The 21,861-nt window shown below is 74.8% G+C and carries 22 protein-coding genes and 1 pseudogene; 19 read left to right on the top strand and 4 right to left on the bottom strand.

Features of this window, described 5'->3' with window-relative positions; all coding sequences use genetic code 11:
* Positions 1-89: 89 nt before the first annotated feature.
* From folP to FJK98_RS30485, 7 genes are all read left to right on the top strand, one after another.
* A complete protein-coding gene (gene folP / locus FJK98_RS30515) occupies positions 90-977 on the top strand; it encodes a dihydropteroate synthase (RefSeq protein ID WP_145922100.1) in 888 nt (295 codons plus the stop codon).
* On the top strand, positions 974-1,333 hold the full coding sequence (gene folB, locus FJK98_RS30510; RefSeq protein ID WP_145922099.1) for a dihydroneopterin aldolase: 360 nt from the start codon (positions 974-976) through the stop codon (positions 1,331-1,333). Before folP ends, folB begins: the two co-directional genes overlap by 4 nt.
* The gene (gene folK, locus FJK98_RS30505; protein WP_145922098.1) at positions 1,330-1,857 is read left to right on the top strand and encodes a 2-amino-4-hydroxy-6-hydroxymethyldihydropteridine diphosphokinase; all 528 of its coding nucleotides are present in this window, start codon (positions 1,330-1,332) and stop codon (positions 1,855-1,857) included. The genes folB and folK overlap by 4 nt, the downstream gene beginning before the upstream one ends.
* 67 nt (positions 1,858-1,924) lie before the next feature.
* Complete coding sequence (locus FJK98_RS30500; RefSeq protein WP_370516946.1) at positions 1,925-2,395, top strand: DUF3180 domain-containing protein; 471 nt, start codon at positions 1,925-1,927, stop codon at positions 2,393-2,395.
* 100 nt (positions 2,396-2,495) lie between these two features.
* Positions 2,496-3,707, top strand: coding sequence for an ABC transporter permease (locus FJK98_RS30495; RefSeq protein ID WP_145922096.1), 1,212 nt, complete (start codon positions 2,496-2,498; stop codon positions 3,705-3,707).
* 84 nt (positions 3,708-3,791) lie between these two features.
* Positions 3,792-4,097: a hypothetical protein gene (locus tag FJK98_RS30490; RefSeq protein ID WP_088643875.1), complete on the top strand. Its 306-nt coding sequence runs from the start codon at positions 3,792-3,794 to the stop codon at positions 4,095-4,097.
* A gap of 65 nt (positions 4,098-4,162) precedes the next feature.
* Positions 4,163-4,681 carry a hypothetical protein gene (locus tag FJK98_RS30485; RefSeq protein ID WP_305070084.1) on the top strand — a complete coding sequence of 173 codons (519 nt, stop codon included), beginning with the start codon at positions 4,163-4,165 and terminating at the stop codon, positions 4,679-4,681.
* Here FJK98_RS30485 and FJK98_RS30480 read toward each other — a convergent pair.
* Entirely contained in the window at positions 4,678-5,673 is a 996-nt protein-coding gene (locus FJK98_RS30480; protein ID WP_145922095.1) for an ABC transporter ATP-binding protein, read from the bottom strand. The genes FJK98_RS30485 and FJK98_RS30480 overlap by 4 nt on opposite strands.
* Before the next feature lie 2 nt (positions 5,674-5,675).
* Here FJK98_RS30480 and FJK98_RS30475 point away from each other — a divergent pair, with 2 nt between their 5' ends.
* The 4 genes from FJK98_RS30475 (at position 5,676) to FJK98_RS30460 (ending at position 10,323) form a co-directional block, all read left to right on the top strand.
* A complete protein-coding gene (locus FJK98_RS30475; RefSeq protein WP_088643878.1) occupies positions 5,676-6,362 on the top strand; it encodes an ABC transporter permease in 687 nt (228 codons plus the stop codon).
* A gap of 164 nt (positions 6,363-6,526) precedes the next feature.
* A complete protein-coding gene (locus FJK98_RS30470) occupies positions 6,527-7,249 on the top strand; it encodes an ABC transporter permease (protein ID WP_145922094.1) in 723 nt (240 codons plus the stop codon).
* Between the two features lie 153 nt (positions 7,250-7,402).
* On the top strand, positions 7,403-8,407 hold the full coding sequence (locus FJK98_RS30465) for a glycine betaine ABC transporter substrate-binding protein (RefSeq protein WP_145922093.1): 1,005 nt from the start codon (positions 7,403-7,405) through the stop codon (positions 8,405-8,407).
* Between the two features lie 194 nt (positions 8,408-8,601).
* Positions 8,602-10,323 carry a hypothetical protein gene (locus FJK98_RS30460; RefSeq protein WP_145922092.1) on the top strand — a complete coding sequence of 574 codons (1,722 nt, stop codon included), beginning with the start codon at positions 8,602-8,604 and terminating at the stop codon, positions 10,321-10,323.
* Positions 10,324-10,363: 40 nt separating this feature from the next.
* On the opposite strand, the gene FJK98_RS30455 is transcribed toward FJK98_RS30460, so the two are convergent.
* Together FJK98_RS30455 and FJK98_RS30450 are read right to left on the bottom strand one after the other, a co-directional pair.
* On the bottom strand, positions 10,364-11,533 hold the full coding sequence (locus FJK98_RS30455; RefSeq protein WP_194821398.1) for an NADH-quinone oxidoreductase subunit D: 1,170 nt from the start codon (positions 11,531-11,533) through the stop codon (positions 10,364-10,366).
* Positions 11,530-12,623: pseudogene (locus tag FJK98_RS30450) on the bottom strand (SAM-dependent methyltransferase). Before FJK98_RS30450 ends, FJK98_RS30455 begins: the two are co-directional and overlap by 4 nt.
* Positions 12,624-12,678: 55 nt before the next feature.
* On the opposite strand from FJK98_RS30450, the gene FJK98_RS30445 reads away from it, so the two are divergent.
* The 8 genes from FJK98_RS30445 to FJK98_RS30410 all read left to right on the top strand — a co-directional run bounded on the left by FJK98_RS30445 (position 12,679) and on the right by FJK98_RS30410 (position 21,066).
* Positions 12,679-13,959, top strand: coding sequence for a phytase (locus FJK98_RS30445; protein WP_145922090.1), 1,281 nt, complete (start codon positions 12,679-12,681; stop codon positions 13,957-13,959).
* A 161-nt stretch (positions 13,960-14,120) separates the two neighbouring features.
* A complete protein-coding gene (locus FJK98_RS30440; protein WP_145922089.1) occupies positions 14,121-15,098 on the top strand; it encodes a Rossmann-like and DUF2520 domain-containing protein in 978 nt (325 codons plus the stop codon).
* Positions 15,099-15,201: 103 nt separating this feature from the next.
* The gene (panC, locus tag FJK98_RS30435) at positions 15,202-16,047 is read left to right on the top strand and encodes a pantoate--beta-alanine ligase (RefSeq protein WP_145922088.1); all 846 of its coding nucleotides are present in this window, start codon (positions 15,202-15,204) and stop codon (positions 16,045-16,047) included.
* Between the two features lie 27 nt (positions 16,048-16,074).
* Positions 16,075-16,500, top strand: coding sequence for an aspartate 1-decarboxylase (panD, locus tag FJK98_RS30430; RefSeq protein WP_145922087.1), 426 nt, complete (start codon positions 16,075-16,077; stop codon positions 16,498-16,500).
* Positions 16,501-16,600: 100 nt separating this feature from the next.
* Positions 16,601-17,503, top strand: a complete 903-nt coding sequence (locus tag FJK98_RS30425; protein WP_145922086.1) for a septum formation family protein — start codon at positions 16,601-16,603, stop codon at positions 17,501-17,503.
* A 74-nt stretch (positions 17,504-17,577) separates the two neighbouring features.
* Entirely contained in the window at positions 17,578-19,275 is a 1,698-nt protein-coding gene (locus FJK98_RS30420; RefSeq protein WP_145922085.1) for an L-aspartate oxidase, read from the top strand.
* A 56-nt stretch (positions 19,276-19,331) separates the two neighbouring features.
* Complete coding sequence (nadC, locus tag FJK98_RS30415) at positions 19,332-20,228, top strand: carboxylating nicotinate-nucleotide diphosphorylase (RefSeq protein WP_145922084.1); 897 nt, start codon at positions 19,332-19,334, stop codon at positions 20,226-20,228.
* A 79-nt stretch (positions 20,229-20,307) separates the two neighbouring features.
* The gene (locus FJK98_RS30410) at positions 20,308-21,066 is read left to right on the top strand and encodes a type III pantothenate kinase (protein ID WP_088647577.1); all 759 of its coding nucleotides are present in this window, start codon (positions 20,308-20,310) and stop codon (positions 21,064-21,066) included.
* A 28-nt stretch (positions 21,067-21,094) separates the two neighbouring features.
* Here the strand turns inward: FJK98_RS30410 and FJK98_RS30405 are convergent, their stop codons facing one another.
* Positions 21,095-21,835 (bottom strand): class I SAM-dependent methyltransferase, encoded by a 741-nt coding sequence (locus tag FJK98_RS30405; RefSeq protein ID WP_145922083.1) that lies wholly within the window; start codon positions 21,833-21,835, stop codon positions 21,095-21,097.
* Positions 21,836-21,861 lie beyond the last annotated feature (26 nt).

Raw genomic sequence — 21,861 nt, 5'->3', positions numbered from 1 at the left:
ACACCTGTTCCAACAGGCACGTCAGGGTGGCCGTGGAAGGGCTGGTGGGGGTCCTCGGAGCGGCCCGACGCGACCGGTACCGTCTAGTCGTGACCGATCTGGTACGGGCGCAGGCCCCGGTGGTGATGGGCGTCCTCAACGTCACCCCCGACTCCTTCTCCGACGGCGGCCGGTACGCCGACCTCGACGCCGCCGTCGCACACGGTGTGCGACTGCGTGACGAGGGCGCGCACCTGGTCGACGTCGGGGGCGAGTCCACCCGCCCGGGTGCCGACCGGGTCGACCCCCGCACCGAGGCGTCCCGGGTGCTGCCGGTGATCCGCGAACTCGCCGCCGCCGGGGTGCCGGTCAGCATCGACACCACCCGCGCCCCGGTCGCCGAGGCGGCCGTCGTCGCCGGGGCCGCCGTGGTCAACGACGTCTCGGGCGGGCTGGCCGACCCCGACATGGCCCGGGTGGTCCGCGACGCCGGCTGCCCCTGGGTGCTGATGCACTGGCGGGGACACTCCCGGGGGATGCGCGAGCTGGCCAGCTACACCGACGTGGTCACCGACGTCCGGGCCGAACTGGCCCAGCGGGTCGACGACGCGCTGGCCGCCGGGGTGGCCGCCGACCGGCTGGTGATCGACCCCGGCCTCGGCTTCGCCAAGACCGCCGCGCACAACTGGGAACTCAGCGCCCGCCTGCCCGAACTGCTCGACCTCGGCCTGCCGCTGCTCTTCGGCGCCAGCCGCAAGTCCTACCTGGGCCACCTGCTCGCCACCCCCGACGGCACCCCCCGCGACACCGACGGCCGGGCCGCCGCCACCATCGCCACCAGCGTGCTCGCCGTCGCCGCCGGTGCCTGGGGGGTCCGCGTGCACGACGTCCGGGGCACCACCGACGCGCTCGCCGTCTGGTCGGCCACCGGCCGCCCCCGGCTCGCCACCACCAGCAACGACCCGGCCCCCACCGGCCGGACGGAGGGAGGATCGTGACCGACCGGATCGTCCTGACCGGACTGCGGGTCCGGGGCCGGCACGGCGTCTACGACTTCGAACGCGCCGAGGGCCAGGACTTCGTGGTGGACGCCGAACTCGAACTCGACCTCGCCCCGGCCGCCCGCTCCGACGAGGTGACCGACACCGTGCACTACGGCGAGCTGGCGCAGCGGCTGGTCGCGGTGGTCACCGGCGAGCCGGTCAACCTGATCGAGACGCTGGCCGACCGGCTGCTCGCGGTCTGCCTGGCCGAGCCGCTGGTCACCGCCGCCACCGTCACCGTCCACAAGCCCGAGGCCCCGATCCCGCACACCTTCACCGACGTGGCCGTCACGATGCGGCGTACCCGGTGACCCGGGCGGTGCTGTCGATCGGCAGCAACCTGGGCGACCGGCTCGGCCACCTGCGGGCCGCGGTCGCGGGCCTGGGCGACGCGGTGCTGGTGGTCTCCGGCGTCTACGAGACACCCCCGTGGGGCGACGCCGACCAGCCGGCGTACCTGAACGCGGCGGTCATGGTCGCCGACCCGGCGGCGACCCCGGACGACTGGCTGGCGCGGGCGCACGCCGCCGAGGCCGCCGCCGGCCGGGTCCGCGACCCCGCCCGCCGGTACGGGCCGCGCACCCTCGACGTCGACGTCGTCGCCGTCTGGGACGACGCCGGACGGCCGGTGCTCAGCGACGACCCCGGGCTGACCCTGCCGCACCCCCGCGCCCACCAGCGCGCCTTCGTGCTCCGGCCGTGGATCGACATCGACCCGCACGGGCGGCTGGCGGGGCACGGCTGGCTCACCGACCTGCTCAACGCCGAGCCGGTCGCCGGGGACACCCTCGAACTGACCCCCCGCCCCGATCTTTCGTTAGAGTCGGACACATGAACCAGTGGAGCCGGCCGGTATGACGCCGTCCCGACCGCCCCGTGACCGGGAGCCCGACGGGTCGAGGATGGGCCCCACCCGGTTCTCGACGCTGCTGGTCGCCGCGCTCGCCGCCGCCGCCGTGGCCTGGTTGCTGATCAGCGGCTTCTACTACAGCGGCATCCCCCGGCTGCCCTGGCTGCCGGTGGTCACCCTGGCCGCGCTGGCCGTGCTGGAGGCGTACGCGGCGGTCAACACCCGTGGCCGGATCGAACGCAAGCCCGGCCGGGAGCCGGTCAACCCGCTGCTGGTCGCCCGGTTCGTGGTGCTGGCCAAGGCGTCCGCGCTGGCCGGGGCGATCTTCCTCGGCTTCTACGCCGGGCTGACCGGCTGGCTCTTCGTCGAGCCGACCAACGCCGCCATCGAGGACCGGCCCGCCGCCGGGGCGGGCACCCTCGCCGCGCTGGCCCTGGTGGCCGCCGCGCTCTGGCTCGAACGCTCCTGCCGGGTCCCCGAGTCCGACGACGACGACCGGGCGGACCGACCCGGGCAGCGCTGACAGGGGTTACGTCCGCCCCCGGCGCGCGGGTACGGTGCCTGGCGACCGGAACACAGTCAGCCGTCACCGGTGACGGCCGGTCACCTGGGAGGCGCACCGCATGGTGTACGACGAACCGGGCCGGACCGCGTCGGCAGAGGTGCCCGCGACCGTGCCCGAGAACGTCCTCGACGACCCGACGCAGGGGGAACCCGGCCGGGACCGGCTCGGCGTGCACGTGGTCTGGGAACTGGTGCTGCTGCTCGCCCTCGCCGCGCTGGCCTACCTGCTGTGGCGGGAGGACCCCGACGCGCTGCGCGGTGCCGGCCTGCGGCGGCTGCTCGTCGACGCGGTCGCGCTCGGCCTGCTCGTCCTCGCCGCCGGGCTGAGCCTGCGGACCGCCGCGGTGAACCTGGCGATCGGCCCGGTCGCGCTGGCCGCCGCGCTGCACTTCGCCGAGCAGGGCGACCGGGGGGTGTCCACGGCGATCGTCCCGGCCCTGGTCGCCGCCGCGCTGGGCGGGCTGGCCCTGGCCTGGGCGGTGGTGGTGCTGCACGTGCCCGGTTGGGCGGCCAGCCTCGCCGCCGCCGCCGGGATGATCGTCTGGATCGAGCGGCGGGACCTGCCGGTGGCGGTGCAGGCCGACTACGACCCCCGGCGCAACGCCTACTACCTGTTCGCCGGGTTCGCCGCGGTGGCCGTCCTGCTCGGCGCGTTCGGCGCGATCCGGACCGTACGCCGGCTGGTCGGCCGGTTCCGGCCGGTGGCCGACCCGGCCCGTCGCCGCGGCATGGCCGCTGCCCTGGTCACCTCGGCCGCGCTGATCGCCTCCACGGTGCTGGCGATGCTCGCCGGGGTGCTCGTCGCCGCCAACGCGGACGGGCCGGTGACGCCGACGTCGGGACTGGACTGGACGGTGCTCGCGGTCGGCGTGTCCATGTTCGGTGGCACCAGCGCGTACGGCCGGCGGGGTGGAATCTTCGGCGCCCTCCTCGCGGTCGGCCTGGTGGTTACGTACCTGGCCTGGGCGGACGGCGTCGGCGCGCCGACCGACCGGTGGGCCGTCGGCGGGGCGGCCCTGGCCGGTGGGCTGCTGGTCACCCGGCTGGTCGAGACGTACGGCCGGCCCCGCACCGTCCGGGGTGAACCGGTCGAGCTGCCGCCGGTGCGGGACGGGGCGATCAGCTCCGGTTGGTCGATGCCCCCGGGCGGGGAGGCGCGCAACTGGACCCCGGCCCTGCCGGAGCGGACGACCGACGACACCCCGCCCGACCCCTGGGAGGCCCCCCGCTGGCAGAGCGCCCCACCCCGCTGGGACGCCGACGGGCGGTGAGCGCCCCGGCCCGGTCCGGTGGGGTCGCCGCGGGCGGGCGTGGACGACGGGCCGGCGACGATCTCGCCGGTTAGGCTCGCGGGCATGACCGAGACTCCTTCCGCCGGCACCGGCCACACCTTCGACCAGCTCGACGCCCTCTCCACCGAGGAGTTGCGGGAGCGGGCCTTCGCGCGGGCCCGGGAACGGCGGGACGTCGGGTTCTTCTGGTCGGTGCTGCGGCACCTGCCGAACGCCGACGAGGCCGCCGCGCTCGACGGGGCGCCCAACTCGGTGGGGCCGACCATCGACGAGGCGGCGGCGCTGTGGCGGGAGCTGACCGGGCACGGCTACGAGGAGTCCGCGCCGCTGCTGCGGGCGGCGTTCATCGACTACCTGATGAAGCACTGAGCGGCCGACCCGCCGGCTGGCGGGAGAGGTTTGCCGGCCGTGGCGGGTCGGGAACTTCCCGCCGCATGGCCCTCACCCGACGCCCCCGCACCGTGCAGGGGTACGGCACCGCCGCCGGCACCGGCACCCTCGCCGCGCTGATCCTCGTCGGCGTCTGCGGCAGCCCCTGGTACGTCGGCTGGGCCGAGGCCCACACCGATCCGAACTCCGCCGGGGGCTGGTACCTGCGGCTGCTCGCCTGGCCCGCCTGGCGGGTCGAGTCGACGGACCCGGAGCACGGGGTGCTCGCCACCGACCTGCGGGCCATCCTGCTGCTGTTGTTCGCCGCGGGCCTGCTCTACCTGCTGCCGGCCGGTCAGGTGGCCCGGGTGCCCGGGTCGGCCAGCCAGTTCTTCTCCGGCTGGGCCGCGTACACCCTGGCCGCGGCGGCGGCGACCCTGCTGGCGGCGCTGCTCACCGCGGACGGCCCGCTGCTGGCGGCCTTCGAGACCACCGGCACCGGGGCCGGCTACGGCTTCTTCGCCGGCTGGATCATCGGCTGGCCAGCCTCGGCGGCCGGGCCTGACCCACCGGGCACGGGCTAGCTGCCGGGCTGCCCGAGGTCGAGCACCCGGGTGCGGCTGAGCGTGCCGGCCGGCCGGCCGTCGGCGGTGACCACGACCGCGTCGGTGCCGGCGGTCAGCATCGCGGCCAGCGCGTCGTACGCCGAGCGGCCCAGCGGCAGTTCCGGCAGGGTCGCGTCGGTGGCCGCGCCGTCGAGCACCTCCCGGGTGACCGGGGTGACCGCCAGCCGGCGGATGCCCCGGTCCGCGCCGACGAACTCGCGCACGAACGGCGAGGCGGGCGTGCCGAGCAGCGCCGCCGGGGTGTCGTACTGCTCCAGCCGGCCGCCCTCGGAGAGCACCGCGATCCGGTCGCCCAGCCGGACGGCCTCGTCGAGGTCGTGGGTGACCAGCACGATGGTCTTGCGGACCTCGGCCTGGAGCCGGAGGAACTCCTCCTGCAACCGGGTCCGCACGATCGGGTCGACGGCGGAGAACGGCTCGTCCATCAGCAGCACCACCGGGTCGGCGGCCAACGCGCGGGCCACCCCGACCCGCTGCCGCTGCCCGCCGGAAAGCTCGTGCGGGTAGCGGCGTCCGAACTGGGCCGGGTCCAACCCGACCAGCTCCAGCAACTCGCCGCTGCGCTTCCGGATCCGCTCCTTCGGCCAGCCGAGCAGCCGGGGTACGGTGCCGACGTTGGTGGCGACCGTCTGGTGCGGGAACAGGCCGACGTTCTGGATGACGTAGCCGATCCGTCGGCGCAGTTTCACCGGGTCGACCCGGGTGATGTCCTCGTCGCCGAGCATGATCCGGCCGCCGGTCGGCTCGATCAGCCGGTTGACCATCCGCAGCACCGTCGACTTGCCGCAGCCGGACGGGCCGATCAGCACCACCAGCTCGCCGGCCGGCACCTCCAGGCTCAGCTCCCGGACGGCGTCGGTGCCGTCCGGGTACCGCTTGCGGATGCCGTCGAGCGTGATCGAGGCGGCGCTGTGCCCTGCGTCGCCGGTGCCCCCGGGGGTAACGTCCACGTGTGTCCTTCCACCTGAGTTACCGGGCCGAGCCGGGTAATCCGTGGTTCTCCTGGCAGTACGTGCGGGACAACTCTGACACCATTCTCGCCGCGCTGCGCGAGCACGCCTCGTTGACCGGCCGGGCCGTGCTGCTCGCCGCGCTGGTGGCCCTGCCGCTGGCGGTGCTGGCCTACTGGTACCGGCGTCTCGCCGGGCCGATTCTCGCATTGACCGGCGTGCTCTACACGATCCCCTCCCTGGCCCTGTTCGCGTTCATCGCCCCCTACCTGGGCATCGGGGCGGTGACCGTGCTCACCGTGGTGGTGCTGTACGCGCTGCTGGTGATCGTGCGCAACGCGGTGGCCGGGCTGAACCAGGTGCCTCCCGAGGTGCGTGACGCCGCCGAGGGCATGGGGTACGGCAGGTGGGCCCGGCTGTTCCGGATCGACCTGCCGTTGGCCCTGCCCGGCATCCTCACCGGGGTACGCCTCGCCACGGTCTCCACCGTCGCGCTGGTAACCGTCGGGGTGGTGATCGGCCGGGGTGGCCTGGGGCAGCTGATCTTCGCCGGGTTCCAGAACAACTTCTACAAGGCCCAGATCATGACCGGCACGCTGCTCTGCGTCCTGCTCGCGCTGGTGCTGGACCTGATCCTGGCCGGCGTGGGCCGCCTGCTCACCCCCTGGCTCCGGAGCCGCCCCCGATGAGCGCGGCGCGGCGGAGCCCCGCAGTCACGAGCGAAGGGCAGACCCGGTGAGTGCGAGGAGTGCAGCGCAGCGGAGCCCCGCAGTCACGAGCGAAAGGCAGACCCGGTGAGTGCGAGGAGTGCAGCGCAGCGGAGCCCCGCAGTCACGAGCGAAAGGCAGACCCGGTGAATCCGGTGCAGCAGGCGGTGGTCTGGCTCAACGACCCGCTCAACTGGACCAACCCCGGTGGGGTGCTGGACCGGGTCGGGGAGCACCTGAGCATGTCCGCCGCGGCGGTGCTGCTGGGCTGCCTGGTGGCCTGGCCGGTCGGCCTCTGGCTGGGGCACTCGGGGCGTGGCGGCGGCGCGGTCGTGCTGATCTCCAACCTGACCCTGTCCATCCCCACCCTGGCGCTGCTGACGATCCTCCCGCTGACCTTCCTCGGCTTCGGGCGGCCGGCGGTGGTGGTCGCGTTGGCCGTGTTCGCGGTGCCGCCGCTGCTGGCCAACGCGTACACCGGGGTGCGGCAGGCCGACCCGGAGGCCCGGGACGCGGCGCGTGGGATGGGGCTGTCCGGGTGGCAGGTGCTGCGCCGGGTGGAGTTGCCGCTGGCGGTGCCGTACCTGGCCGCCGGGTTCCGTACGGCCGCTGTGCAGGTGGTGGCGACGGCGGCACTGGCGTCGTTCGTCAACGGCGGAGGGCTGGGCCAGATCATCCGGGCCGGTTTCGGGCTGGACATCGCGGCCGGTGGCGGGCAGATCATCGCCGGTGGGGTGCTGGTGGCGGGGCTGGCGTTGGCGGTGGAGGGGGTGCTGGCACTGGTCGAGCGGGCGGTCACCCCGCGACCGCTGCGGCGTACCCGGCGGGCGGCGAACCGGCGGGCGGCGGACGCCACGGCGGGGAACTGATCCCTTTCCGTGACGATCACGTGACGAAAGTGGTTCAGAGTTTGTCGGTCGGTCCGGAAGGATATTGGCTGAACCCGCGGGCGGCGACCGTCGCCCGTCGGACACGCGGCCGGCCCTGCCCGGGGTCGCGCCGGGACACGGAAGGCGGGCACGATGCGCGTACGGACACGGCTGGCGGCGGGCGCGGTGGGCGCCCTGACCCTGGCGGGTCTGTTGACCGGGTGTGGGGACGCCGGCTCGTCCGGCACCGACGCTCCGCAGCAGGGCGCGAGCGGTGCGGGCTGCGCCCCGGTCGCCGGTGACCAGCTCGTCGTCCTCGACGACGACAAGAAGCTCCAGAACACCGACAACATCATCCCGGCGGTCAACGCCAAGGTGGCCAACCCGCAGCTGCTCGCCGCGCTGGACAAGGTCTCGGCCGCGCTGGACACGCCGAAGCTGATCGCCCTCAACAAGGCGGTCGACGTGGACCGCAAGACGCCGAAGGCGGCCGCCGAGGAGTTCGCCTCGGCCAACGGGCTGACCACCGGCATCGCCAAGGGCCCGGGTGGGCAGATCGTCGTCGGGGCGGGCAACTTCTCCGAGAGCCAGACCCTGGCCGAGCTGTACAACATCGCCCTGACCGCCGCCGGCTACCAGGTCAAGGTGCAGCAGATCGGCAACCGCGAGCTGTACGAGCCGAGCCTGGAGAAGGGCGAGATCCAGGTCGTCCCCGAGTACGCGGCGACCATGGCCGAGTTCCTCAACACCAAGGCCAACGGCAAGGACGCCACCCCGGTCTCCTCGCCGGAGCTGGACAAGACGGTCAGCGCGTTGAAGTCCGAGGGTGACAAGGCGGGCATCACGTTCGGCACCCCGTCCTCGGCGCAGGACCAGAACGCCTTCGCGGTGACCAAGGCGTTCGCCGACAAGTACGCCCTGAAGACCCTCTCCGACCTGGCGGCCAAGTGCTCCGGCAAGGACACCGTGCTGGCCGGCCCGCCGGAGTGCCCGCAGCGGCCGAAGTGCCAGGCCGGCCTGGTCGAGGTGTACGACTTCAAGGCCGGTTCGTTCAGCTCGCTGGACGCCGGTGGCCCGCAGACCAAGACCGCCCTGAAGACCGGCACCGCCAGCGTCGGTCTGGTCTTCTCGTCCGACGGCGCGCTCGCCACCAGTTGAGCGTGATCCCGGTCGCGGTCGGCTCCCCCCGACCGCGACCGGGCCCGCCCCGCAACGGGGTGATGGTGCCCCGCTGACCAGGGCGGATGTCGGTCAGGTGCGATCCGGTCGCGCCGACCGTACCGGCCGAGATCGGGGCAATTCTGCCCTGGGACCGTTCCCAGCCCGCGTACATCTCGGTAGGCTGCACAGCCATGCCCTCCCCGGTCGTCTCCGAGAAGCGCAGACCGCAACTGCTGACCGTCCTGTTCTGGATCGGGGTGGCGTTCGCGCCGATCGCCGCGCTGATCCTGCTGTTCGCCGACGGCAACGGTCCGCTGCGCTTCGCCGCGGTGCTGGCCATCACCGCCGTGGTGCTGATCGGCCTGTCCATCGCGCTGCGCGCCGACGGGGGCGTCCAGGCGTCCGACGAGACGGTGCTCGACGAGTTGGAGCAGCTCCGCCGCGAGCTGCGCAGCGAGATCGTGGCCGCCGCCCAGCGCGGCAACCAGGCGCTGGACCAGTCGCAGCGGGCCGAGGAGCAGGTCACCGCGTTGCGTCGCCGGTTGGACGCGGCGGCCGAGCTGGCTGCCGCCGTCGCCGCCCCGCCCGCCGAGGATTCCGTCGCCGGTGCGGGCCGGGCCCGGGTCCCGGCCGCCGAGCCGGCACCGGAGGCCCCGGTGGGCCGGCGACGGGCCGTGGTCGAGGAGCCCCCGTCGGACTGGAGCCACCCGGAGGTTTCCGAGCCGGTCGCGACGGGCCGGGGCCGGGTTCCGGCCGACCGGGAGGCCGCCGAACCGACCGGCCGCCGCTACGCCCCGGAGCGCCCGACCACCGGGCAGGCCGGGGTGTACGGGGCGGCCAGCCGGGAGCCACGCGGCGGGGCGCCCGCCGCCGAGTCGCCGTCCCGCCCGCTCGGGGTGGTGCGGCACACCGAGACCGTGCACGTGACCACCCGGCACACCGTCGTCGACGGCCCCGATCCGGCCGGCGGCTACGGCGGTGGGTACGCCGGCCGGTGGGCCTCCGGCGGGGACGAGTCGTCCTGGGCCGGCGGGGAGCCGGAGCGTTCCTGGCCGGCGCAGGCCGAGCCGACCGGCCGCGGCTGGTCGGCCCCGCCGGAGGACCGTTCCCGGGCGTCCCGTCCGGCGTCCCGGGACGAGCGGGCCTGGCCGGCCGCTGCCGGCCCCGGGTGGTCGACGCCGGGCGACGACCGGCCCGAGCCGGGCCGGCCGGAGTGGTCGGCGGGTGGCGGGGAGGCCGGTGCCTGGTCGGCGGGCGGCCGGTCCGGTTGGGCGGGGGGCCGTGCCGAGCCGCCCGAGCCGCGCACCGGTGACCGCTGGGCGCAGGACCGGGCCGATGCGCCGGCCCGTGAGGCGCAGGCCGGTGACCGCTGGGCCGAGGTGCGCGACGAGGGACGGGCCCGGGAGGTACGGGTCGGGGAGCGCCGGGCGGAGGCGCGCGCCGACGGCGGCTACCAGTACTCGGACCGGTGGGCGTCGGTGCGGCAGGAGGAGCCGTACCGGGACGGGGCGGACCCCACCGGCGACCGGTGGGGTGGCGGTCGACCGGAGCAGTCCGACCGTCCCGCGCTGCCGGCCGGCGGGGTGCCGGTGCCGCAGCAGTGGCGGGAGCCGGCACGCAGCCACCGGCCGGCCGAACAGTGGCCGGCCCACGCGACCCCACCGGCGCAGGACCGGCCGGACGGGCAGTGGCCGGCCCGCGCCGAGCCGCAGCCCGCCCAGGAGTGGCCGGCGCGCGCCGACGACCGGCGGTGGGAGGGGCAGCGGGCCGAGCAGTGGCGGGACCGGGAGCCGGTGGTGTCGTGGCGTGACCCCGAGCCCGAGCCGCGCGACCACCAGCAGTGGGCGGGCGGGCAGCGGTACGGCTACCCGCCGCAGGACGACGCTCCGCGTGCGGGCGGGCACTGGCGCTGACCGCCGGGGGCGGACCGTCGCCGGCAGGGTCAGGGGCGGTTCACTTGTCGATGTCGCCGACCACGAAGAACATCGAGCCGAGGATGGCGATCAGGTCGGGCACCAGGCAGCCGGGGAGCAGGGTGGCCAACGCCTGCACGTTGGCGTACGACGCGGTGCGCAGCTTGAGCCGCCACGGCGTCTTCTCGCCCCGCGACACCAGGTAGTAGCCGTTGATCCCGAGCGGGTTCTCCGTCCACGCGTAGGTGTGTCCCTCGGGGGCCTTGACCACCTTGGGCAGTCGGGTGTTCACCGGTCCGGTGAGCCGGTCGACCCGGTCGAGGCACTGTTCGGCGAGGTCGAGGGAGGCGTACACCTGGTCGAGCAGCACCTCGAAGCGGGCGTGGCAGTCCCCGGCGGTGCGGGTGACCACCGGCACGTCGAGCTGGTCGTACGCCAGGTAGGGCTCGTCGCGGCGCAGGTCGAGGTCGAGCCCGGAGGCGCGGGCGACCGGCCCGGACGCCCCGAACGCGGCGGCGTCGGCGGCCGACAGCACCCCCACCCCGACGGTGCGGGCCAGGAAGATCTCGTTGCGCCGGATCAGGTTGTCGAGGTCGGGCATCCGGCGGCGGACCTCGTCGATGGCGGCGCGGGCCCGGCCGGTCCAGCCGGCGGGGACCTCCTCCTTGAGCCCGCCGACCCGGTTGAACATGTAGTGGATGCGGCCGCCGGAGACCTCCTCCATCACCGCCTGGATGGTCTCCCGTTCCCGGAACGCGTAGAAGACCGGGGTGATCGCGCCGATCTCCAGCGGGTAGGAGCCGAGGAACATCAGGTGGTTGAGCACCCGGTTCAGCTCGGCCAGCGCCATCCGCAGCCAGGTGGCCCGCTCGGGCACCTCCATGCCCATCAGCCGTTCCACGGCGAGCACCACGCCCAGCTCGTTGGAGAACGCCGACAGCCAGTCGTGCCGGTTGGCCAGCACGATGATCTGCCGGTAGTCGCGGACCTCGAACAGTTTCTCCGCGCCCCGGTGCATGTACCCGACGATGGGTTCGGCGGCGACCACCCGTTCCCCGTCGAGCACCAGTTTCAGCCGGAGCACGCCGTGCGTCGAGGGGTGTTGCGGGCCGATGTTGAGCACCATGTCGGTGCCGAGCTGTTCCCCGCCGGCCCCGGTGCCGACGGTCAGCTCGCGCAGTTCACCGGTGTCCGTGGTCATGTCGGTCATCGTGCCATGAGCGTATCGACGGTGACGCCGACCGGCTGGAGCAGCCAGTGGTGTCCGCCGAGCCCGGCCGGGTCGGTCAGCTCGGCCACCGCCGAGGCGGCGGCGAGGGCCCGCACGTAGCCGGCCGGGTCGGTGCCGGCCAGGCTCAGCGCCGGTCGGCCGCCGTCGGCCCCGAGCGCCCGCAGCGCCTCCCGCTGCGACAGCAACGTGTACGCACACCCGGCGACCCGGGCACCGGCGGCGGCGACGGAGTCCACGGCGACGTGCGCGGTGATGTCACACGAGCCGTCCGGCACCGGCGGCACCTGTCGCCCGTTCCGGTACCCGGTCAACGTGCCGCCCACCGGCCGCCGCTCCCGCAGGTGCCCGTAGTCGACGGCCAACGCCACCCCCCGCCGCAGCCGCCGGACGACCCCGCCCCAGGCCAGGTCCCGCCCCGCCCCACCTCCACCCGCTCCCCGCGCTCGGTGATCAAGAGGTTTGCGTCAGGTTCGGGCCCCTCCGTTGACGCAAACCTCTTGATCACCGAGGGCGGCGGGGTGGTGGGGGTGGGGTGCCAGGTGGTTAGCCAGGTCAGGTCTTCCGGGGTCAGTGGGGGGCCGGGGGTTTCCTCGCCGGTGCTCGGGTCCACCAGGTGGTAGCGCCAGCCGGTGTCGGTGGGGACGGCCACGTCCAGGGGGACGTTGTCCAGCCATTCGGTAGCGGTCAACAGGCCGGTGATCCCCTCCGGGGGCTCGGTCGCCCAGGCGATGACGGGCGGCAGGTCCGCCGGGCGGGGGGCCAGTTCCACGGCCGTGAGGCGCAGGCGGTCAGCCAGCGGCGTCGGAGCCGCGTCGGGCGTCGCCGACCCGTGGGCCAGGGCGGCCAGGGCGCGCAGCAGCTCACCCCGGCCGGCGCCCACGTCCACCACGTCGAACGGGGTGGGGAAACCGAGGGCGGCGTCGAGGCGGGACACGAGCCGGAACACCGCCGCCGCGAACGCCGGGGAGGCGTGCACGCTGGTCCGGAAGTGGTCGGCGGGGCCGGACCCGGAGACGAAGAAGCCGTGTGGCCCGTAGAGGGCGGCGTCCATGGCGTCCCGCCAGCGCATCGCGTTCATCCCGTGTTCAGGGTCCGTCACCGTGCCGACCCTACGGTCTGCGGGCATGAGACGAATCGTGATCCCCGCGCTGGCGGTCGTACCGCTGCTGGTGACGACCACCGGTGCCGCCGCCGCGCCCGCCCGGGACGACATGCCGCGTGCCGTCCGGGCGGTGGCCGAGACACCCGCCCTGTTCGACGCCGCCGCCGGGGGCGACGCCGACGCCGACGACCCGGCGATCTGGGTGCACCCCACCGACCGGGCCGGCAGCCTGGTGATCGTCACCGCCAAGAACGGCGGCCTGCGGGTGTACGACCTGCGGGCCCGGGAGCGGCAGGCGATCGGCACCCCGCCGGCACCCTGCCCGGACGACGAGGCGGGCCGGTTCAACAACGTCGACCTGGTCGGCGGCTTCCGGTTGGCGGGCCGGCCGGTCGACCTGGCGGTGGTCACCGACCGGTGGCGCGACCAGCTCCGGTTCTACCGGATCGACCCGGCGTCGCGGCGGCTGGTGGACGTGACCGCGCCGCAGCCGCCGTTCGCGTTCAGCCGGGACCAGGCGGAGGTGAACACCCAGCGCACCGCGTACGGGTTGGGCACGTTCACCGACCGGGACGGGGCCGCGTACGCGGTGGTGAGCCGGCGCAGCACCCCGGAGGTGGGGGTGTTCCGGCTGGTGGAACGGGCCGGGCGGGTCAGCTACCGGCCGGTGGACCGGTTGGTGCTGCCGTCGACGTTCACCCTGCCGGACGGCTCCGGCTGGTCGCCGTGCACCGACCCGGGGGACGGCCCGCAGGTGGAGGGGACGGTGGTGGACCCGGCCACCGGCGTGGTGTACCTGGCACAGGAGAAGGTCGGCCTGTGGCGGACCCGACTGGCCGGTGGCCGGTTCGTGGACGTACCCCGGTCGGTGGAGCGGGTCCGCGAGTACGGCGTCCCGGCGGGCTTCGACCCGGCGGCCGACGACTGCGTCACCGACCACACCGCCGACCCGGGCTTCGGCGGGCGGATCGCCCACGACGTGGAGGGCCTGACGATCATGCGTACCGGCCGGTACACGGGCACCCTCGTCGTGTCCAGCCAGGGCGACGACACGTTCTTCACCTACGACCGGGTCAGCAACCGGCCGACCGGGCGGTTCGCGGTGGTCGACGGCCGGGTCGACGGCGCGCAGGAGTGCGACGGGGCGGCGGTGACGGCCACGCCGCTGCCGGGCTTCCCCGGCGGGCTGCTGGTGGTGCAGGACGGCCGGAACACCCCGACGACGCCGGACGGGGACGACGGGACGCGCCCGGACACCAACGTCAAGTTCGTCGACGCCGGGTTCCTGGCCGGACGGCGGTGAACCGCCACACCGGGTGAACTGCCACACCGGGCCGCCGGCCGCCACCGGGGCGCCCGGCGCCGGCGGTCGGTGAACGTTTTCACACATCCTTGTTCGGGTTCCCTGCCCCCGGCGCATACTTGCCATCGACCGGTACCCCCTTCGAGGACTGGATCGTTGCCATGAGCGCACCGCTGCGCCCGCGCCCGGCCGCCGTACCCGGCGTCGCCGTACCGCAGGGCCCCGCCGTACCCGGTGTCCCGTTCGTCCTTCCCGCCCACCTCACCGTGGGCGTGGTGGGTGCCGGCCGGGTAGGTGCCGTGCTCGGGGCAGCGCTGGTCGCCGCCGGGCACCGGGTGGTCGCCGCGTCCGGCGTCTCCGGGGCGACCCGGGCCCGGATCGCGCTGCTCCTGCCGGACACGGTGAACCGGTCGGCGACCTCGGTCGCCCGGGAGGCCACCGACCTGCTGCTGCTCGCCGTTCCCGACGACGCGCTGGCCGGTGTGGTCGCCGGGCTGGCCGACACGGGGGCGTTGCACCCCGGCCAGGTGGTCGCGCATACCTCCGGCGCGCACGGGCTGGCCGTGCTGGCCCCGGCCGCCGCCGTGGGCGCCCGGCCGCTGGCCCTGCACCCCGCGATGACCTTCACCGGTACGCCGGACGACCTGTCCCGACTGGCCGGTATCTCCTTCGGGGTGACCGCCCCGGCGAAGCTGCGGGCGGCGGCGGCCCGGCTCGTCGCCGACCTGGGCGGGGTGCCGGAGTGGGTGGGGGAGACCGACCGGGTGCTCTACCACGCGGCGCTGGCGCACGGCGCGAACCACCTGGTGACCCTGGTCAACGAGGCGGCCGACCGGCTGCGGGACGCGGGGGTGGCCCAGCCGGAGAAGGTGCTGGCCCCGCTGCTGCGGGCGGCGTTGGAGAACGCCCTGCGGCTCGGTGACGACGCGCTCACCGGCCCGGTGTCGCGCGGCGACGCGGGCACCGTACGGCGGCACCTGGACCGGCTGGCGCGGACCGCGCCGGAGTCCGTCGCCCCCTACCTGGCGTTGGCCCGACGGAGCGCCGACCGGGCGATCGCGGCGGGCCGGCTGCGTCCGGTCGACGCCGAGTCCCTGCTCGACGTGCTGGCGGGCGTCCACCGCGAGGTGGCGGCATGAGCCGGGTGCCGGGGGCCCCGCCGTCGCGAGCGGAGGGCGATCCGGCGGGTGCGAGCAGTGAGCCGGTTTTGCGAGCCCCGCAGCGCGGACGAAGGGCGATTCGGTGACGGAGTTGGTGCACACCCGGGCGGAGCTGGCGAAGGCCCGGTCGGGGCTGGCCGGCACGGTCGGCGTGGTGATGACGATGGGTGCGTTGCACCCGGGGCACGAGACGCTGATCCGGGCCGCCCGGGAGCGGGCCGACCACGTGCTGGTGACGATCTTCGTGAACCCGTTGCAGTTCGGCCCGAACGAGGACTTCGACAGGTACCCGCGCACCCTCGACACCGACCTGGAGGTGTGCCGGCGGGCCGGTGCGGACCTGGTGTTCGCCCCGTCCGAGGCGGACATGTACCCGGACGGGCAGCCCACGGTCCGGGTGAACCCCGGCCAGCTCGGTGAGGAGTTGGAGGGGCAGAGCCGACCCGGCTTCTTCCACGGGGTGCTGACCGTGGTGTTGAAGCTGCTCCAGCTGACCCGGCCCGATCTCACCTTCTTCGGGGAGAAGGACTACCAGCAGTTGACCCTGGTCCGCCGGATGGCCCGGGACCTGGACGTGCCGGTCGAGGTGGTCGGCGTGCCGACCGTCCGGGAGCCGGACGGGCTGGCCCTGTCCAGCCGTAACCGCTACCTGTCGGCGGACGGGCGACAGGTGGCGCTGGGGCTGTCCGCCGCGCTGCGGGCCGGTGCGGTCGCCGCCGAGCGGGGTGCCGACGCCGGTGAGGTGCTGGCCGCCGCCCACCGGGCGCTGGGCGGGACGCCGGGCGCGCGGCTGGACTACCTGGTGCTCACCGACCCGGAGTTGGAGCCGGGGCCGGTCGCCGGGCCGGCCCGGCTGCTGATCGCGGCCTGGGTGGGCGGCACCCGGCTGATCGACAACCTGGCCATCCGGCTCGCCCCCCGCAGCTGACCCTGTACCTCTCTGAAAGGCACCACGATGCTCCGGACCATGCTCAAGTCGAAGATCCACCGGGCGACGGTGACCCAGGCCGACCTGCACTACGTCGGTTCGGTGACGGTGGACCAGGATCTGCTCGACGCCGCCGACCTGCTCCCGGGCGAGCAGGTGGCGATCGTGGACGTGACCAACGGGGCCCGGCTGGAGACGTACGTGATCCCCGGTGAGCGGGGCAGCGGCGTGATCGGCATCAACGGCGCGGCGGCGCACCTGGTGCACCCGCAGGACCTGGTGATCCTGATCTCGTACGGTCAGATGGACGACGCCGAGGCCCGCACGTACCGCCCCCGGGTGGTCCACGTGGACGCCGAGAACAGGGTGGTTGAGCTGGGCGGCGACCCGGCTGCGGCGGCCGTCGGGACGGCCGGCGACCCGGTGCCGAGCCCGCTCGCCGTCGTCGGCTGACCAGAATTCCGGTCTGTTACCGGAAGGTCATTTTTGGTTACCCTGGGCTGACCGTCGGATTGACGGTCGTCGGCTGGGGGAGGCCGCGTTGCGCCGTGCGATGAGGGTCCGCCGAGCGGTGACGCTCGTGGTCGCCGCCGTGGCGGTGGGAGCGGTCCTGGCGGCCTGCGGTGCCCCGGGCGGCCTTGACGGTGATCTCACCGACGACTGGGCGGCCCTGCCGCCGGCCGGGCCGTTCACCCCTGCGGCGGGCGTGTGCCAGGTCGCCGACTTCACCGACACGGTCTCCCTGGCGGCGTACGCGCCGGTGGACTGCGCGGTGCCGCACCGGGTGGAGACGGTGCACGTGGGCGCGTTGCCGGGTTCGCGGGCCACCGCGCCGGCCACCGGCTCGACGGAGCTGCGGGGCGCGTTCGCCGAGTGCGACACCCGGGCCGCCGGCTACGTGGGCGACGACTGGCGGGCCGGCCGGCTGCGGCTGGCGGTGGCGCTGCCGACCGCGCCGGGTTGGGCGGCGGGGGCCCGTTGGTTCCGGTGCGACCTGAGCGAGCTGAACACCGTCGAGGCGGCGGCCACCGTGGTCACCCGGACGGGCAGCCTGCGGGACGCGTTGAAGGGTCCCTCCCCGCTGCGGCTGGGCTGCCAGCGGGCCAAGAGTGGCCGGGGCGCCGGGGTGCAGGTGCTGGTCCCGGTGGAGTGCTCGGCCGTCCACGAGGCGGAGTTCGTGGGCGTCTGGAAGGCCCCCGACCGGCCGTATCCGACCAAAGACGTCGACTGGCTGCCGTTGTACGCCGGCTGCCGCGGCACGCTGGGCCGGTACGTGGGGGTGCCGAACGACACCAGCCTGCCCTTCCGCAGCGGGGTGGTGGTGCGTCCGCCCGGTCCGGGCCGGTGGCGGGTCGGTGACCGGGGAGTCCGCTGCTACCTGTGGTTGAGCGACCGGACGGTGACGGCCTCGCTGAAGGGCGGCGGTCCGGCCGCCCTGCCGGTGCGGACGAAGTAGCGGACGGGGTAGCCGAAACCACTCGTCCCGCCCCCCGTCCCCCGTCGCGAGGATCGTTCGGGTTGACTGTGGGCATGGAACTGCGCCCGACCGTCGACCTGCCGGCCCTGCCCAGTCTGCTGGCTGCTCCCGCGCCCGGCTGGGTGGAGACCACCGACGTGATCGTGGTCGGCTCCGGGGTGGCCGGGCTCACCGCCGCGCTGCACCTGCGCGAGGCGGGGCTGCACGTCACCGTGGTCACCAAGGTCAATATCGACGACGGGTCGACCCGCTGGGCGCAGGGCGGCATCGCCGCCGTACTCGATCCGGCGGACTCGCCCGCCGCGCACGCCCGGGACACCGAGGTCGCCGGGGTCGGCATCTGCGACCCGGCGGCGGTCCGGGTGCTGGTGGAGGAGGGGCCGCTGCGGCTGCGGGAGCTGATGCGCATCGGCGCGGAGTTCGACCGCAACCCGGACGGCTCGCTGATGCTCACCCGGGAGGGCGGGCACCGGGCCGACCGGATCGTGCACGCCGGTGGCGACGCGACCGGGGCGGAGGTGCAGCGGGCCCTGCACGCGGCAGTCCGCCGCGACCCGTGGATCAGGCTGGTCGAACACGCCCTGGTGCTGGACCTGCTACGCGCCCCCGGCGACGCCCCGGACGCCCCCGGCCCGGCCTGCGGGATCACTCTGCACGTCCTCGGCGAGGGCAGCGAGGACGGCGTCGGCGCGCTGCTGGCCCGCGCGGTGGTGCTGGCCACCGGCGGGATGGGCCAGGTCTTCTCGGCCACCACCAATCCGGCGGTCTCCACCGGTGACGGGGTGGCGTTGGCGCTGCGGGCCGGCGCGGCGGTCACCGACGTCGAGTTCGTGCAGTTCCACCCGACCGCGCTGATCGTGCCCGAGCAGGCCCGGGTGCCCGGGGCCGGCCTGGCCCAGCAGCCGCTGGTCTCCGAGGCGCTGCGCGGCGAGGGCGCGCACCTGGTCGACGCCGACGGCAAGCGGTTCATGCTCGGCCAGCACGAACTGGCCGAACTGGCCCCCCGCGACGTGGTGGCCAAGGGCATCCACCGGGTGCTGCTGGCCACCGGTGCCGACCACGTCCATCTCGACGCCCGGCACCTCGGCGGGGACTTCCTCGCCGGGCGGTTCCCGACCATCGTCGCGTCCTGCCTGGCCATCGGGGTCGACCCGGCGACCGACCTGATCCCGGTCGCCCCGGCCGCCCACTACGCGTCCGGTGGCGTCCGCACCGATCTGCGCGGCCGGACCTCCATCCCCGGCCTGTACGCCTGCGGCGAGGTCGCCTGCACGGGTGTGCACGGGGCGAACCGGCTGGCCAGCAACTCGCTGCTGGAGGGGCTGGTCTTCTCCCGCCGGATCGCCGAGGACATCGCCACCGGGCTGCCCGAGCAGGCGCAGCCGGCGTCGACCGGCGCGTGGGTGGGCGGCGGGGGCGGGGTGCTGTCCGCCGGGGGCGTGCCGGAGCTGCAACGGGCGATGACCCGGGGTGCCGGGGTGCTGCGGTCGGCAGCCAGCCTCGCCGGGACCGCCGCCACCCTGACCGGGCTGGCCGGTGACGCCGGCCGGGCGGGCACCGCCGGTTGGGAGGCGACGAACCTGGTCACCGTGGCGGCGACCCTGGTCGCCGCCGCGTACGCCCGGCAGGAGACCCGGGGCTGCCACTGGCGGGAGGACTTCCCGACGGCCGACGAGCGGTGGCGTGGCCACCTGGTCGCGGCGATCGACGCCCGGGGTGGGCTGACCGGACGCTGGGAGGGCCTGCCCTGACCAGGGGCGGCGAAGGAGCGGTGGCGCGGGCAGCGCCGACGAACGGAGGAATCCACGTGCGGGAATCGACGCGGCAGGCGCTGACCGCCGGTGGGCTGGACCCGGAGCGGGTGCGGCGGGTGATCGTCGACGCGCTCACCGAGGACCTGGGGACGGGCTTCCTCGACGTCACCAGCGTCGCCACCATCGCGGCCGGGCAGACCGACACCGCCGACCTGGTGGCCCGGGAAGACGGGGTGGTGGCCGGGCTGGCGGTGGCCGCTGCGGTCTTCGAGCTGGTCGGGGAGGTGACCGCTGCGGAGCGTACCGTCGAGGTGGTCGTGGTGGCCCACGACGGCGCGCGGGTGGCCCGGGGCGACGTGCTGGCGACGGTGACCGGCCCGACCCGGCTGCTGCTCACCGCCGAGCGCACCGCGCTGAACCTGCTCTCCCGGATGTCCGGGGTGGCCACCCACACCCGGGCCTGGGCGGACGCCCTGGCCGGCACCAAGGCGACCGTGCTGGACACCCGCAAGACCACGCCCGGCCTGCGGATGCTGGAGAAGTACGCGGTCCGCGCCGGTGGCGGCACCAACAAGCGGATGGGCCTGTACGACGTCGCCATGATCAAGGACAACCACAAGCTGGCCGCCGGCGGTGTCGGGGCGGCCTTCCGGCGGGTCCGGCAGACCTTCCCCGACGTGCCGGTGCAGGTGGAGGTGGACACCCCGGCCGAGGCGGTGGAGGCGGTCGAGGCCGGCGCGGACTTCCTGCTGCTGGACAACATGTCCCCGGCGACCCTGCGCGAGGTGGTCGCGGCGGTCGGCGACCGGGCGGAGCTGGAGGCGACCGGCGGGCTGACCCTGGAGGTGGCCGCCGAGTACGGGGCGACCGGGGTGGACTACCTCTCGGTGGGCGCGTTGACGCACTCGTCGCCGATCCTGGACATCGCTCTGGACCTGCGCGAGCGGTGAGCCGGCCGGGGCCGGCGCGGACGCCGGCCCCGGCCCACTCCTCGCGCCCGCCGGCCCGGCCGGCGTCTAGGCTGCGTGCGTGCTGCTCTGCATCGACATCGGAAACACCAACACCGTGCTGGCGACCTTCGACGGCGACCGCCTGGTGCACTCGTGGCGGATCAAGACCGACGCCCGTTCGACGGCGGACGAGCTGGGGTTGATGTTCCGGGGGCTGCTGGCCGGTGACGCCGTGGAGATCACCGGGGTGGCCGCCTGCTCGACGGTGCCGGCGGCGCTGCGCTCGCTGCGGACCATGCTGGCCCGCTACTACGCCGACCTGCCGAGCGTGGTCGTCGAGCCGGGGGTACGCACCGGCGTGCAGTTGGCCATCGACAACCCGAAGGAGGTCGGCGCGGACCGGGTGGTCAACACGCTGGCCGCGTACACCCTCTACGGTGGCCCGTCGATCGTGGTGGACTTCGGCACCACCACCAACTTCGACGTGATCAGCGGCCGGGGGGAGTTCCTCGGCGGGGCGTTCGCCCCCGGCATCGAGATCTCCTTCGACGCGCTCGCGGCCCGTGCCGCCCAGCTGCGCAAGGTGGAGGCGAACAAGCCCCGCTCGGTGATCGGCAAGAACACCGTGGAGTGCCTCCAGTCCGGCCTCTACTTCGGCTTCGCCGGGCAGGTCGACCGGATCGTCGAGCGGATGACCGAGGAGCTGGGCGAGGTCCGGGCGGTGATCGCCACCGGTGGGCTGGCCTCGGTGGTGATCGGCGAGTGCCGGACCATCACCCACCACGAGCCGATGATCACCCTGATCGGCCTGCGCATGGTCTACGAGCGCAACACCTGATCGCGGCGGTCGGCCCGGTCGCGGCGGGTCAGCGTCGCCGGGCCCGGAAGACCAGGGTCCAATACGGCAGCTCGACGGTCTCCCGGCCGGCCAGGTCGGGGTGGGTGGCGAACAACTCGCGCAGTTCCGCGTCCATCCGCTGCCGCTGCCCGGGAGCGCCGGTCAACCAGTGCGAGCGGGTACGCATCAGCCCGACCACCTCGTCCCCGGTGACGGTCGTCCGGTGGGTGAACCGGCCCAGTTCGACCGGGCCGAAGGCCGCACCGAAGGTGGTCACCTTCTCGGTCAGGTCGTTGGTGTTCTCGCCCATCTGGGCAATTCGTCCCAGCTCGGCCACCCAGCCGACGGTGTCGTCCCGGATGTTCCAGATCGGGGCGAAGATGCCGTCCGGCCGGAGCACCCGGGCGATCTCGACGTGCGCGCGTGCCCGGTCGAACCAGTGGTACGCCTGCCCGACCAGCACCGCGTCCGCGCTGCCGTCGGGCAGCGGGACCGACTCGGCGGACCCGGCCAGCGCGGTGGTCCCGGGGGTGGCCGCGTCGAGCCGGGCCCGCATCCCCGGGTCGGGTTCCACCGGGGTCACCCGGTGGCCGAGGGCCCGCAGGTCACGGGTGAGGATGCCGGTGCCGGCACCCAGGTCGACCACGCTTGCGACGTCGCCCGCGCCGGCCAGCGCCCAGCGCAGCGCCTCGGCCGGATAGCCGGGTCGAAACCGGTCGTAGTCGGCGGCGACCGCTCCGAAGGAGCGTGCTCGGGTGTCCTCGACCATGAGGGGCAGGTTATCCCGTAACGGCC

Source organism: Micromonospora sp. HM134 (assembly GCF_007833915.1).
GTDB classification, from domain to species: domain Bacteria; phylum Actinomycetota; class Actinomycetes; order Mycobacteriales; family Micromonosporaceae; genus Micromonospora; species Micromonospora wenchangensis.
The sequence above is the reverse complement of the archived record's forward strand: the minus strand, read 5'-3'. Positions and strand labels throughout refer to the sequence as shown.